This window comes from Roseibium sp., assembly GCF_039982295.1.
In the GTDB taxonomy this organism is placed as follows: domain Bacteria; phylum Pseudomonadota; class Alphaproteobacteria; order Rhizobiales; family Stappiaceae; genus Roseibium.
On the sequence record NZ_JBDWYP010000020.1, the window covers coordinates 45,813 to 58,834 of the forward strand.

The 13,022-nt window shown below is 56.5% G+C and carries 17 protein-coding genes; 7 read left to right on the forward strand and 10 right to left on the reverse strand.

The features are described 5' to 3' along the window. Positions 1-123: 123 nt before the first annotated feature. Together yidD and ABJZ52_RS03560 are read right to left on the reverse strand one after the other, a co-directional pair. Positions 124-483, reverse strand: coding sequence for a membrane protein insertion efficiency factor YidD (yidD, locus tag ABJZ52_RS03555; RefSeq protein ID WP_348189298.1), 360 nt, complete (start codon positions 481-483; stop codon positions 124-126). A gap of 24 nt (positions 484-507) precedes the next feature. Further along, entirely contained in the window at positions 508-972 is a 465-nt protein-coding gene (locus ABJZ52_RS03560) for an iron-sulfur cluster assembly scaffold protein (protein WP_348189300.1), read from the reverse strand. A gap of 262 nt (positions 973-1,234) precedes the next feature. On the opposite strand from ABJZ52_RS03560, the gene folE reads away from it, so the two are divergent. Both folE and hisI read left to right on the forward strand, forming a co-directional pair. Beyond that, the gene (gene folE, locus ABJZ52_RS03565; RefSeq protein WP_348189354.1) at positions 1,235-1,870 is read left to right on the forward strand and encodes a GTP cyclohydrolase I FolE; all 636 of its coding nucleotides are present in this window, start codon (positions 1,235-1,237) and stop codon (positions 1,868-1,870) included. A 20-nt stretch (positions 1,871-1,890) separates the two neighbouring features. Further along, the gene (gene hisI / locus ABJZ52_RS03570) at positions 1,891-2,355 is read left to right on the forward strand and encodes a phosphoribosyl-AMP cyclohydrolase (protein WP_348189302.1); all 465 of its coding nucleotides are present in this window, start codon (positions 1,891-1,893) and stop codon (positions 2,353-2,355) included. Positions 2,356-2,445: 90 nt separating this feature from the next. Here the strand turns inward: hisI and ABJZ52_RS03575 are convergent, their stop codons facing one another. After that, the gene (locus ABJZ52_RS03575) at positions 2,446-2,877 is read right to left on the reverse strand and encodes a CBS domain-containing protein (RefSeq protein ID WP_348189304.1); all 432 of its coding nucleotides are present in this window, start codon (positions 2,875-2,877) and stop codon (positions 2,446-2,448) included. Between the two features lie 101 nt (positions 2,878-2,978). Continuing rightward, positions 2,979-3,731 carry a rhomboid family intramembrane serine protease gene (locus tag ABJZ52_RS03580; protein WP_348189306.1) on the reverse strand — a complete coding sequence of 251 codons (753 nt, stop codon included), beginning with the start codon at positions 3,729-3,731 and terminating at the stop codon, positions 2,979-2,981. 488 nt (positions 3,732-4,219) lie between these two features. Here ABJZ52_RS03580 and ABJZ52_RS03585 point away from each other — a divergent pair, with 488 nt between their 5' ends. The 3 genes from ABJZ52_RS03585 to ABJZ52_RS03595 all read left to right on the forward strand — a co-directional run bounded on the left by ABJZ52_RS03585 (position 4,220) and on the right by ABJZ52_RS03595 (position 6,915). Continuing rightward, entirely contained in the window at positions 4,220-4,963 is a 744-nt protein-coding gene (locus ABJZ52_RS03585) for a PAS domain-containing protein (protein ID WP_348189308.1), read from the forward strand. A gap of 102 nt (positions 4,964-5,065) precedes the next feature. Further along, positions 5,066-5,701 (forward strand): PilZ domain-containing protein, encoded by a 636-nt coding sequence (locus tag ABJZ52_RS03590; RefSeq protein WP_348189310.1) that lies wholly within the window; start codon positions 5,066-5,068, stop codon positions 5,699-5,701. 599 nt (positions 5,702-6,300) lie between these two features. Beyond that, a complete protein-coding gene (locus tag ABJZ52_RS03595) occupies positions 6,301-6,915 on the forward strand; it encodes a transglutaminase-like cysteine peptidase (RefSeq protein ID WP_348189312.1) in 615 nt (204 codons plus the stop codon). Positions 6,916-7,071: 156 nt separating this feature from the next. On the opposite strand, the gene ABJZ52_RS03600 is transcribed toward ABJZ52_RS03595, so the two are convergent. Together ABJZ52_RS03600 and ABJZ52_RS03605 are read right to left on the reverse strand one after the other, a co-directional pair. Further along, positions 7,072-7,599, reverse strand: a complete 528-nt coding sequence (locus ABJZ52_RS03600) for a gamma carbonic anhydrase family protein (protein WP_348189314.1) — start codon at positions 7,597-7,599, stop codon at positions 7,072-7,074. A gap of 21 nt (positions 7,600-7,620) precedes the next feature. Beyond that, positions 7,621-7,947 (reverse strand): hypothetical protein, encoded by a 327-nt coding sequence (locus ABJZ52_RS03605; protein WP_348189316.1) that lies wholly within the window; start codon positions 7,945-7,947, stop codon positions 7,621-7,623. Positions 7,948-8,171: 224 nt separating this feature from the next. Here ABJZ52_RS03605 and ABJZ52_RS03610 point away from each other — a divergent pair, with 224 nt between their 5' ends. Then, on the forward strand, positions 8,172-8,897 hold the full coding sequence (locus tag ABJZ52_RS03610; RefSeq protein WP_348189318.1) for a hypothetical protein: 726 nt from the start codon (positions 8,172-8,174) through the stop codon (positions 8,895-8,897). A 124-nt stretch (positions 8,898-9,021) separates the two neighbouring features. On the opposite strand, the gene ABJZ52_RS03615 is transcribed toward ABJZ52_RS03610, so the two are convergent. Together ABJZ52_RS03615 and cysE are read right to left on the reverse strand one after the other, a co-directional pair. Then, positions 9,022-9,240 (reverse strand): DUF3126 family protein, encoded by a 219-nt coding sequence (locus ABJZ52_RS03615; protein WP_153768528.1) that lies wholly within the window; start codon positions 9,238-9,240, stop codon positions 9,022-9,024. Between the two features lie 79 nt (positions 9,241-9,319). Further along, positions 9,320-10,186 (reverse strand): serine O-acetyltransferase, encoded by an 867-nt coding sequence (gene cysE, locus ABJZ52_RS03620; protein WP_348189320.1) that lies wholly within the window; start codon positions 10,184-10,186, stop codon positions 9,320-9,322. A gap of 154 nt (positions 10,187-10,340) precedes the next feature. Here cysE and ABJZ52_RS03625 point away from each other — a divergent pair, with 154 nt between their 5' ends. After that, positions 10,341-11,147, forward strand: a complete 807-nt coding sequence (locus tag ABJZ52_RS03625) for an enoyl-CoA hydratase (RefSeq protein ID WP_348189322.1) — start codon at positions 10,341-10,343, stop codon at positions 11,145-11,147. A gap of 130 nt (positions 11,148-11,277) precedes the next feature. Here the strand turns inward: ABJZ52_RS03625 and ABJZ52_RS03630 are convergent, their stop codons facing one another. Both ABJZ52_RS03630 and ABJZ52_RS03635 read right to left on the reverse strand, forming a co-directional pair. Further along, complete coding sequence (locus tag ABJZ52_RS03630) at positions 11,278-12,159, reverse strand: alpha/beta hydrolase (RefSeq protein WP_348189324.1); 882 nt, start codon at positions 12,157-12,159, stop codon at positions 11,278-11,280. Further along, a complete protein-coding gene (locus ABJZ52_RS03635; protein ID WP_348189326.1) occupies positions 12,156-12,911 on the reverse strand; it encodes an alpha/beta hydrolase in 756 nt (251 codons plus the stop codon). Before ABJZ52_RS03635 ends, ABJZ52_RS03630 begins: the two co-directional genes overlap by 4 nt. Positions 12,912-13,022: the final 111 nt, after the last annotated feature.

Sequence of the window (13,022 nt, forward strand, 5' to 3'; positions counted from 1 at the left end):
ATTGGTGTTTTCAAGTGCGCCCCACATAAGGGTTTTGAGCAAGAGAGGCAACCTTGTCGGGCCATTAGGCCGCACCAAAGGCACCAGTCGCCATTACTTAAAGGTCACGCTTCCCATGCCTAACTAGGAGAGGCGACTGCTGTCTTCCATATGATCGCCGCCCCACCGGCCATAACGCCAAGGCAGATACCAACGGGCGCTTTCGGGAAGCTGGTCCGGCACCGGGTCATAGCCGGACGCCCCCCAGGGGTTGCAGCGTAGAATGCGTGCAAGACCAACCCACCCGCCAGCCCAAAGGCCAAAGCGACGAATTGCATCTCCAGTATAGTCGGAGCACGTTGGCGCATATCGACATCCCCGCCCCATGACGAGCGAGAGCGAATGGCGATAGATCCAGATCAGGAGCAGCCCGAAGCGCGCCGGAAGCGAGGGTGAGCCCTGTCCAGCCTCGTCAGAGCAGCAATGCCCCTTCTCAGAACACACGAAACCTACGCCCCCAAAAGAATGTCAGACAGTTGCGCCATCTGCCCTCTGCTGTTCGCCCGAACCGTGTTCGATCTGGTCAAGCGCATCGACCACTGCATCAAACGTGAGAAGCGTCGAAGCATGACGGGCCTTGTACTCACGCACCGGCTCGAGAAATTTCAGGTCCTCAAAACGGCCTTCAGGCGCGGGACCGTTATCCTTAAGCATCGCCCGCATGGTTTCGCGCAGCTCTCGAAGTTCGCTCGTAGACGCACCGATCACATGTTGCGCCATGATGGAGGCAGAGGCCTGACCGAGGGCGCAGGCTTTGACGTCATGGGCGAAGTCACAGACCTTGCCGTCTGCAACATTCAGATCAACCACAACGGTGGATCCGCAGAGCCGTGAATGTGCCTTGGCTGTGGCCTGCGGGGTATCCAGACGCCCCAGCCGTGGAATATTTCCAGCGAATTCAAGGATCTTCGCGTTGTAGATATCGTCGAGCATTCTCGCCTCTTCGTGATCCGGGCTTCATTGCAGCACAGCTCCTTTTACCTATATAGATCAGTCGCAAGATGATTTCTGCAAGGGGCTTGGACGTCGCAGGCTAATTTCTGCCAAGATCAGGCGCCACAACAAAAAGATCGATGCATTTACCCATGCATCCTGATCTGCCGGATAGGATGGTTCGTAGAGGCACCGTTATCATGCGGCGCTGGAAGGAGCGTCATGTATGGCAGGCAGTCACGACAAGGCAACGAGGGTCACGATGGACGCTGTTCTGAAAACAGTCGGCAAAAAGCTGGAGCGCAAATCGCAGGACGATTTGGAACGCCCAAGCCGTGAAGAAGCCGAAGCTGCAGTGAGAACGCTCCTGGCTTGGGCCGGAGACGATCCGGATCGGGAAGGTCTTCTGGATACGCCCAAACGCGTAACCAAGGCATACGGTCAGATCTTTGGTGGCTATTTCGAGGATCCGACCGAGCATCTCAAGAGGACCTTTGACGACGTTGGCGGCTATCAGGACATTGTGATGGTACGTGGCATCCCCTTCCATTCGCACTGCGAACACCACATGCTTCCCTTCGTTGGAACCGCCCACATCGCCTATTATCCCGCCGAAGGGGTTGTCGGTCTGTCGAAACTGGCTCGCGTTGTCGACATCTACGCCAAGCGCCTGCAGACCCAGGAAAACTTGACGGCGCAGATTACATCGGCCATTGACGACCAGCTCGCACCTCGCGGGCTCGCCGTAATGCTGGAAGCCGAGCATCAGTGCATGACAATGCGCGGCGTGCAGAAGCCCGGTGTTTCGACGATTACCACGCAATTTACCGGCATTTTCCAGGACGAGGCGGCCGAACAGGCCAAATTCATGTCCCTGGTACGCGGCGGGGGTCTTTGACATCCTGCCAATAGGGTAGGATGACAATGACGACGAGTCCCCTTTTCGCCGAACGCGGCGACAAATCCGAGATAGAGACCGGCACCAGCCTTCAGCCAAAATTCGACAGCGACGGCCTGATCGCAGCGGTCGTGACAGACTTTGAAAGCGGCGAAGTGTTGATGGTCGGCTACATGAATGCCGAGGCCCTGAAGCGCACCATCGATACCGGCGACGCCTGGTACTGGAGCCGCTCACGGCAAGAATACTGGAAAAAGGGCGGAACCTCCGGCCAGGTTCAGAAGGTTCAGGAGATCCGGACCGATTGCGATCAGGACGCGATCTGGCTCAGAGTATCTGTCGAAGGCAACGGAGCAACATGCCACGTGGGCTTTCGCTCCTGTTTTTTCCGAAAGATCGTCAAGCAAGACGACGGCCGTGTCGAATTGATACGCACCGAAACAGACCGCGTCTATGACCCCAAGGACGTCTACGGCAACAAATAGGCCCCAGCATCCCTTTGAGTGAGACTATCGTTCAGTAGGGCATGCGATTTCGCGTCGACAGCGGCAGGAATCCTGCCGCTGTTTTTATATCTAGGCAGTCGTGATGTAGCTGCGCATGTGCTCAGCTTCCTGCTCAACCTGGGCGATCCGGTATTTGACCACATCCCCGATGGAAATAAGGCCTGCGACCTTTCCATCCTTGACGACCGGCACATGCCGGAAGCGCCCCTGGCTCATTTTGGTCATCACGTCGTTGATGCTGTCATTGTCCACGCAAGTGACCACCGAGCGGGTCATCACGTCTCCAACCGGCAAATCCAGTGCACCTGCCCCCTGACGTCCGACCGCCTTCACCACGTCGCGCTCGGAAATAATGCCTTCGATTCGGCTTTCGTCATCGGTCACCAGGATCGCGCCGATCCCCTTTTCAGCCAGAACCTTGCAGATCACCGAAAGCAGCGTGCCGCTTTTTTCGGCGATCACGTCCCGCCCTTTTCCGTTCAAGATTGCAGCAACCGTCATCAGCGATGTCCTCCCATGGCGTTGCCGGACGCGCCATCACCCGTCCGGCCTCTCATCATGACAAAAATTCACGCTGACGCAAACAGATCCTTGCCGCTGCGTTAGCGCAGTCGGCGTGGCACAGGGTCAAACAAGGGGAACAGCAGGAGGCCCATCAGAAAACCGCCAATATGCGCTTCCCAGGCAATCGATGCGGACCCGCCGGTAACCGGGGTACTCATGATCCCGAACAGGATGTTCAGTCCGAACCAGACGGCCATGAACCCCAAAACCTGACGGTTGGCGAGGGTATCGCGCAGGCTGACCGCAGGCATCCGGTAAGCCCCAAGGTCCTGTCTGCGGAACGCTCCAAGTGGACCACCCAGCTCGAATACAAATCTCAGAGCTGCTGCCATATGCCCCGAGACCGCGGCAGAAGCGCCGATCATCGGTGTGGATTCGCCATAATGAAACAGGAGATGCGTCGCCGCCCCGGCCATGGCGCAAAGCGCCGAAAGCACCAGAAAACGCCATGTTCCGAACCGACGTGCGACCGCGCTTCCGAAGATCGCCATCCAAAGCAAATTGAAAACAATATGGGCCGCACCACCATGGAGCAGGCCATAGGTGACAAAGGCCCAGATATCAGCGGCAAGTCCGCCCGGAGCCATGCCGCTCGCAAGCAACTCAGGATCATAGCGCACTGGCCAAAAGGCAAAATACAGCAAAATCTGCGAGTTCCAGCTGTCCGGCAACACCAAAACCCGGAGAATGTGGATGCCGATCATGACAGCGCCCAGCCAGAACACCACAGATGGCAGGTTGAAGGCAGGCTGATCGACCGGACGACCGGGATTGGGAAAATGCTGGTTCATCAGAACTCCTCGAAATACTTTCCTGCCTGATGTACGTCGCTGACGCGTCCTGACAAGCCATTCCTTGTAAACAGGCTTAATAAGGCAAGAGTGTCTCGCCGACCCGTTTCTTTCGCATTGCTTGTTCAAAAACAACAAGGGCTGATCGAGGCAACCCAACGTCCCATTCATGGGCCATCTGTCTCACAAGTGCCGTCTTGAAACAGATACGCCCGCTGCCTTGTGGGCAGCGAGCGCATCAGGTCGCGTCCCCACGCGCCCCATTTCAAAAATTTGGTTGCCGCCCTGCCCGACCGCTCGGTTGGGCCTGATACCGCAGAAGCGGCTATCTGCTTAACATTTCCTTAACTTGCACATCCCCTGGAAGCCTTTGCAAGCGGTTCACCCGGTTAACCCTAACGCATCGTTTCGAAGTCGCTTTCGGCTCATTTCCAAGGGTTGGCATGCCCTCTGCTTAGTTAAGGCCACGAAAGACAACTGGAAGATCAGTGTCCCGATTTTGGACAGGAGAGAGAACTCCCCTGCCAACTGACACCGATCTCCAAGCAGAAGAAGAGGCGTTCCAGATGAAAAACGGCGTAACTCAGACACTCTACAGCTACTGGGACGATCTGCGCGGCATACGCCCGGCACCGAACCGGAGCGAAATCGACCCCGGCAGCATTCGCGCCCTTCTTGGCGACACCTTCATTCTGGAAGTCACGGATGCACAAACCGCCAGATACCGCCTTGCGGGCACGCGCCTTTGCTCGGCTCATTGCCGCGAACTGAAAGGACGCAATTTCCTGCGTGGTTGGGGCGAAAAAGATCGCGAAGCCATGTCCAGTCTGCTTGCCGCGATTACTGAGGACGCTGCAGCAGCTGTTGTCGGCATTGCCGGCCATACGGAACACGAGCACCAACTGCACATGGAAATGCTGCTTCTGCCGCTGAATGTGCCGGGCGAAGGTCGCATTCGCATCCTTGGCAGCTGCACGCCGATGGAACGCCCCTACTGGCTGGGTCTTCACCCGATCATGAAACAGTCAGTCACCAGCCTGCGCCTCGTATGGCCGGACGAACGGCCCTATTTCATGAACCGCACAGAAGGCCAAACCACCGGCGTCAATCCGATCCTGCCACGCTTCACCGCTGAAGCGATGTCCATGCCGGCCGGTGCGATGGCGCCAATGCCGCAGGGGGCAGAACGGCGCGTGGGACATCTGACTGTCTATGAAGGTGGGAAATCCTGATCAGCACACTTGGCAGCATTACCGATCATTAACACTGCATCCTCTAAAATACGTCGATCTGGGACCAGGGAGTCTCACATGCGGAACGATGGATGATCGGGCATGAATGCCGGCTTAGCGACAGAGATTGAAGGAAGCAAACCGCTTCAAGCTGCAGATCGACGGCGGCATCAGCGTGTCGCTGTCAATATACTTGGCCGTTTCATGCTGGAAGATCGCCGCGAGTACCCCTGTCAGGTTGTCGACATGTCCCCCGGCGGGCTTGCGATGATTACCCCGGTTTCGGGCCAGGTGGGCGAACGTGTTGTTGCCTACCTCGATCACCTGAGCCGCGTTGAAGGCAAAATCTCTCGCCTGATTGACGGCGGTTTCGCTATTGAACTTCGAAACACGCCACGCAAACGCGACAAGATTGCCAACATCCTGACCTGGCTCGCCAACCGCGATGAGCTCAATCTCCCAGAAGACCGTCGTCACGACCGCTTCGTCCCGAAGAATCCGATCACAAAGATCGTCTTGCCAGATGGCTCGGAACACGTCTGCCGGATCGTCGACGTGTCCCTGTCAGGCGCCGCCCTCGCCACCGATGTCGTTCCGGAAATGGGTGATAGCATTGCCCTGGGCAAGATGCGCGCGCGCGTCGTGCGCCAGATTGAAGGCGGCATAGCTGTTGAATTCGCGGCCATCCAGAACCGCGAGCTTCTGGAACACCATATCACCGGTGAAACCACATCCTGACATACCACCAGTGCAGTAAGCGCGGATAAAAGGCAGTGCGAAGGCAGCCACTGCCTTACGGGGCTTTTGCGTCCAATCGGATTGCCCTGCGGCCAGCAATGTCTGACACCAGGCATCACGTGCGCTCATAGGCTCGACCAGCACTTGTCAGCACAACATGAAGACCGCGCATGGAAGCCTTTGCGCATGACGATTGCGGCCGCGCACCGCCTCACAACAGACACCCACTGTCAAATCTATCAAGCATTCAACCAGCGTCGGCGGCTGCGTCGTTAGCGCGGCAATTTTTTTGTATTTTTTTCTCGCCCGGAAACATTTACCGCTGCGTCATATTTGGCTTTCCAACTCTCGCCAAGGCTCATCTGGGACAGAACAACCCACGCTCCTGGAAAATCAAATTCCTGTATGAATTCAACAACTTTAGTCACTTCCATAAAATTTGAAACAAATACCCTTCAAGTTTTAGTTAAAGTAAAATTAAAATAAATTAAAAACAAAATAAAATAAAACTCAAGTGCATCTATATTTTTACTTGTGTGATTATCGCGCAATAAAAAAGCATATGTCATCGTTTTGTCAGCCTTGGGGAGGGCAATACGATGAAATTACGCAATTCAACTTTCGCAATTACTGTTCTCGCACTTTCCAGCATGTCCTGGGCATCCGGCAGCTACGCTGCACCCGCCCGCTTTATGGCCATGGGAAAATCGGTGAAAGCGCCTGTGGGCCACATCCAGTTCTGCGAGGAAAACAGGAGCGCTTGCAAGGGGCGTGACAACTCACCCGTTGTGGTCAAGCTCACGGAGGAGCGCTGGAACGAGCTGATTGATTTGAACACTCGCATCAATCGGCAGATCCGACCGGTCACCGATGAAAAGCTCTTCGGCAAACTGGAATACTGGACCTATCCACGCGGTGGAGCCGGTGATTGCGAGGAATACGTGCTTGAGAAGCAGCGAGCGCTTCTGGCCGCGGGCTGGCCCAAAAGCGCCCTTCTCATTACCGTCGCAAAGGATGTGAAAAACGCCGGCCACGCGGTCCTGACCGTCAGGACGGATCAGGGAGACATGATCCTCGACAACCAGATCGAGGCCGTTCTGCCCTGGTACTCAACGCCCTATCGCTACATCAAGCGTCAGTCGACCCGCGAGCCTGCGAAGTGGACCGGCATTTCCGACACCCGTGTGACTACCGTTGGCAGCGTCGGCAACTAAACACTGAAAGGGATTTGCCTCTGTGAAGGCAAAAAGGGAAGATCCGGTCGCGTCCCCACCCTCCCCATCCCTACCACGACCGGATCCAGGGAGTCGGCCAGCCCCCGCAGGCCGGCTCCCGCTTTTTTCGATCGCAGCGGTGGCATGGAAATACGGCTAGAGCGGCTTAAGCCCGGCCTTGAAGCGGTTCCAGTTTCGAACATACCCATCGGCTGATTTGGTGATGGATTTGACGGCCGCCTCATCCAGTTGCCGCACCACTCTTCCCGGCATGCCAACGACGAGGGAGTTGTCCGGAATTTCCTTGCCTTCCGGAATGAGTGCGTTTGCACCGACAATACAATTTGAACCGATCACCGCGCCGTTGAGCACGGTCGCGCCCATCCCGATGAGAGAGTTGGAGCCGATGGTACAGCCGTGAAGGATAGCCTTGTGGCCAATCGTGCAATCCGCACCGATGGTCAGCGGGTAGCCCATGTCGGAATGAAGGACACAGCCATCCTGGACATTCGAGCGCGCACCAATATGGATAAGCTCGTTGTCACCGCGAATGACTGCTCCGAACCAGACACTGGCATCCTCATCGAGCCTCACTCGGCCAATCACACAGGCGTCAGGCGCAACCCAGCAGCGTTCAGCATTGCCGAAACTCGGCACAGTGCCTTCCAACTCGTAAACAGCCATATTTCCTCCCCCCAGCCGAAATCAGATGTAGCCTGCCAGTCCCAACGCAAAATGGGTCACAAACAGCCCGGAACACAGGCTCCACATGCCTGCTATCGTTGAAGATGCAACCAGCCAGCCAAGCGGACGTCCTTCGACTCGCCGTCCTCTGATCGCATTGCGCATGATGATGAATGGCCCTGCAAGAAGGCAAACTGTGACAACTGCAATGGCACCGAAAAGGCTTTCCACCGCGATGTTGAAACGGGGTGGCTGATCAGTCAAAAGCTGATAAAAGCTGCCAATTAGCCCCGCAGAGACGAATCCCGCTAACCCTATGTAGCAAGCGACGAAGAGGTCGAACAACACACTATTAACCTTTCGTTAACCCTTGAAGGCAGAAACTGCTTGATGAAACTCAAAGGGTCAATAGCAAACGCCGTGCCGTTTTTGATATCGGCGTTAACCTGGCAGTAACCCTGACAAATGCGAGACAACTCTCAACTCTGGCCATCCCGATACGGGACATCCGTGTCTCAACGGGACAGATACAAGGCCAAACTCATGTTTCGGGCCGCCGGATCATTTTCGCGTTGGCTGATCACATGATTCCGATCGAGCTACCTCGCGCCAGTGGCGTTCGCCCGCTTCACTTCACGATCCTTACAGGCTCACTGATCGTTCTGACGCTCGCCTATATGGCCTATGTCAGTGCGAGATGGAGCGGGTACTGGCGCGGCGAGATCGTCTGGACTGCCGACAGGACAGAGGTCGCGATCAGCGTCAACGATCAGAACCTCCTGGTCCCGGCGAGCTTGATGCGAAGCCGGATGGCAAAGATTGCACTTGGAAATGGCAGAGAGCGGCGTGCGAGCCTTGAGCTCGCAGCGATCTGGCCAGCGATGACAGCTGCACGCAACGCACAGCATCTGACATCCGCAGATCTCATGCGCGGATCCAATCTCGTCCTGGTCGACATAACCGCAAACCAGGGCACAGAGACAATGCGCGATCGGCTCGATACGGTTTATCGCCGCCTGGCACGCGGACCTGAAACAGACGGTCCTGCAGGCCTCAAGGTACTCACCCTGTCATCACCGGTCGCATTGGAACTCGATCAAGTGGTGTTCGAGCCGAACCGGGCGAACGGCTTCATTGCTCGATGCAAGGCCACCCAGGGCAAGAACGCGGTATGCCACCGAGCTGCCAGCGCTGACGGCAACCTCGCCGTCTCCTATCGCTTCGAACGCGGATTGCTGTCCAGCTGGGGACGTCTGGACCGGCGCGTGAATGATCTGATCGAAGCCCTTCGCCAGTAACGCGGGCTCATACCAGTAAGGTGTGAGAACTCGTCGCGGCCCGGCTTCAGAACGACAAAGGCACGAAACCTTGAAGGTTTCGGGCCTTTTAGAAACGGACATGATCCGCAACGTGTCAGATAGATCAGGCTTCTTCGAGGTCAAACTCGAGAATGGCCATCTGAAAGTTCCAGCTCAGGTCGTCGTCATCCTCATCGTCGCGATAGATAACGCCGATGAATTCGTCGCCGATGTAGACCTCCGCACTGTCGTCCTTGCGGGGACGCGCCTTCACCTGAATGTTCTCCAATTCGAACTTCTTGCGAAGGTAGGCTTCGAGCTTGCGGATTTCATCTGGTTTCACGTTTTCACTCCTGTTCGGCCGTGAAGAAATTATCGAGCGCGGACCCTACAGCAATGCCGGAGCATGCCAACAGCCCAATTCAGCTATCCCCGTGTTCCTCACCCTCGTGATCGACACGCATGACATTGTCAGCCGCCAGGAGCTGGTTCATCGTTCGTGCAGGCTCTGAGCAGCCTGCCTTGCCAACGTTTCTTGCAGGAACACCAGCGACGGTGGTGTTTGGCGGGACTTCATTGAGAACCACCGAACCGGCTGCGATCCGTGAGCAGTGGCCGATCTGAAGGTTGCCAAGGATCTTGGCTCCCGCACCGATAAGCACACCATTTCCGATCTTTGGATGCCGATCACCGCATTCCTTGCCGGTCCCGCCCAGGGTGACGCCCTGCAGGATGGAAACGTCATCGCCGATGGAGGCGGTTCCGCCAACAACAAGACCAGTTCCATGATCGATGAAGATGCCGCGACCGACCGGTACAGCGGGATGAATATCCACCTGAAAAACCTCAGAAGCTCGGCTTTGCAGATAAAGCGCAAAGTCCTTGCGTCCCTGCCGCCAGAGCCAATTGGCCAGCCGGTGCGTTTGCAGGGCATGAAATCCCTTGAAGTAGAGCACAGGCTCAAGCAAACGGTCGCAGACGGGATCACGGTCGTAGACAGCCACGATGTCAACGCGGAAGATCTCCGCCAGCTCGGGCTCGGAAGACAAGGCTTCCAGATAAGTCTGCCGGATCAGGGAGGCTGAGACCACATCTCGGCCAAGACGGTCACCGAGGCGATGAACAACCGCCTCCTCAAGGGTTTGATGGTTCAGGACTGTCTCGTAGACAAACGAAGACAAGGCCGGCTCAGCCGTAACCATCGCTTCCGCCTCATCCCTGAGCTGACGCCAAACCGGGTCATGCAAAGCCAGATGCGCAGCATTCTGCCGAGGTGTCAGGTTCGTCATGGCTTGTCTCCTTTTCAAGCCGTCCGTTCTTTCCCCTAAGATAGGGGTGTTCAGTCTAATTCCAAAGTCAAACTTGCCCGAGCATGTCCAAGCTGGTTTGTTTTGCCTTAAGACCCCGCCCTGGCCAATCAGCCAAATTCTGGAGAACACAATCGTGAACACGCCCCTTGCGAGCGATCAAGGCACCATTTCCACCCGGCGTGACGGGTCTGTTGGCTGGCTGGTAGTCGACAATACCGCCAAACGCAACGCCCTGTCGCTCGCCATGTGGAAACAAGTCCCGTCGGCTATCGACAGACTTGTGGCTGATCCAAACGTTCGCGTGATCGTCATCAGAGGCGCAGGTGAAACAAGCTTCGTCTCTGGCGCGGATATCTCGGAATTTGCACAAACGCGCTCGACCGCGGTTGCGGCAAAGGCTTATGACGCCATCAATGTTGCAGCTTTCAAGGCGCTGAAGCACGCGGCAAAACCGACCATCGCAATGATCAGAGGCCACTGCCTCGGTGGAGGCCTTGGCCTTGCACTGGCCTGCGATCTCAGGATTGCGTCGACTGGAAGCGTGTTCGGCATCCCGGCTGCACGCCTTGGCATCGCTTATCCGCTTGACGCAATGAGCGACATTGTCCAGGCCATCGGACCGTCAGCCGCCAAACGTCTCTTGTTCACTGCCGAGAGAATTGGCACAGAAGAAGCTCTGCGCATTCAGCTAATCGGCGAAGCCGTACCTGAACCAGATCTCGACGCTCGAATTGCCGCACTCTGCGCAGGTCTGGCAAACAACGCGCCCCTCACCCAATCTGCAGCAAAGCTGGCGATCAACGCCATAGCCGCAGGTTGCCAGAATGAAGCAATGACCCTTGCGGCGAAAGCTGCCGAAATCTGTTTTGCAAGCCAGGACTTCGAGGAAGGCAGAGACGCTTTCCTCGAGAAACGTCAGCCAAACTTTTCCGGCAATTGAATCAGGCTCAGAACATAACCACACAAGCCATTGGCGCGACTCACGTTTAACCAGCAAGGCAAATGAAACACAAGAAAGGCGACAGTTTGCAGGAACGACCGTAGGATACTGAAATATAATAGAAAATCAGTCAGATGCTAACTGTCTCTGACAAGCGGAGCAAAAACGCCTCAACCGCGTCTGCGAAGACATCGTTCTTGTCTCCTGCAACCATATGGCCTGCGCCCTGAATATCCACAAACTCAGAGTGAGGCACCATCTCCTTGAACTCGGCGGCATGAGCTTCCGAGACAAGCTCGGAATTGCGCCCTCGCACCAACAGAACAGGCGAAGTGAGCTTTTCCGCAGCCGCAACGAGATCAGCTTCGACCAGAGCAGACTTCGCTCCACCGGATGCATCCTTGGCGGCAATGAACCTCGGATCCCAATGCCAGCGGTAACGGCCATCCTCGTGAAGGCGAAGGTTCTTGGACAGGCCGGAAAGGTCGCTCGGCCGCGACCGGTTTGGCAGATAGGCTTCTATGGCGTCAGCGGCGTCTTCAACGCTCGAAAATCCGTCTTCGAGACGTTCGCCCATGAAACCCAGGATCTTTGAAACGCCATTTAGATCAAGCCGCGGCGTGACATCAACGAGAACAAGGGCGGAGAGAGATCCAGGTGCAATCGCTCCTTCCACCAGAATGCCGGCCAGACCACCAAGGGAAGCCCCGACCAGAACAGGTCGCTCGCCGGTCTGAGCAGTGACCTCATTGCAGACGGCACCAAGATCGCGCGCAAAGTCAACAAAGGCATAGTTCCCGGAGGACACCCAGACGCTTTCACCATGACCGCGCTGGTCGATGCAATAGACCACGTGCCCGAGGCTGGAAATCCGCTGGGCCGCGGCATCCCAGGAGTGGCGGGTCTGCCCGCCCCCATGGAGCATGACCACGGGGCGCCCGTGGTCACCGTAGCGGTCACCAACCAGCGCATTCCTCTCAGCGCCGGTGAAGGTGACGCGCTGCGAAATCATTCCATTTCACCATGAAGAAATTCGAGCACGCCCTTCTTGTAGACCTTGTCACCGACCGCAACCATGTGGTCCCGCCCCGGGATATCAAGCACCCTTGCATCCAGCATCAGGTCTGCAAGACGTTGAGGCGACCCGGCAATGTCGTCATTGGTTCCAACCGCGACGAGCACAGGACGCGTGATCCGAGAGATATCGTCCTCGGAAATCTTCTGACGTGATGAACGCATACAGGCGGCCAGAGACAATCGATCTGACTTTGTCTGCTCGGCAAAGGCCCTGAAGGCACGCCCGGTGCGGTCGGTCACATCTTGCAGCCGCTCGGCTTCGAGCGCCGAAGCGATCGGCTCGGGATCCCCAACGCCGCTAATCATTCCATAGCCAAGTCCGCCAAAGATCACCCTGTTCACCCGATCAGCATGATTGAGTGTGAGGAAAGCGGAAATGCGCGCACCCATGGAATATCCCATGACGTCGACTGACTGCAGATCCAGATGGTTCAACAGACGAAAAGCGTCTTCTGCCATCACCGGCGCCCCATAGGCCTCGGGATCATAGAACTTCGAGCTTTCTCCATGCCCCCGGTTGTCCAGAGCAATCACGCGGCGGCCGTCCTTGACCAGCAGATCCACCCAGCCGGGATATTCCCAGTTGATGGACTTGTTGGACGCAAATCCATGTATGAGCAGGATCGGGTCGCCTTCCCCCTCATCCAGAAATGAGATTTCGACCCCGTCTTTTTCAAATTTCGGCATTCCCAAACCTTACTCTTACGTAAAGGGCAATAATATTTCCATCAACATTAGGTCGAATTGAGCGCCGGGGAAACCCGCTTTGATTGGCCGGGAGAGATTTCACCTGATCCA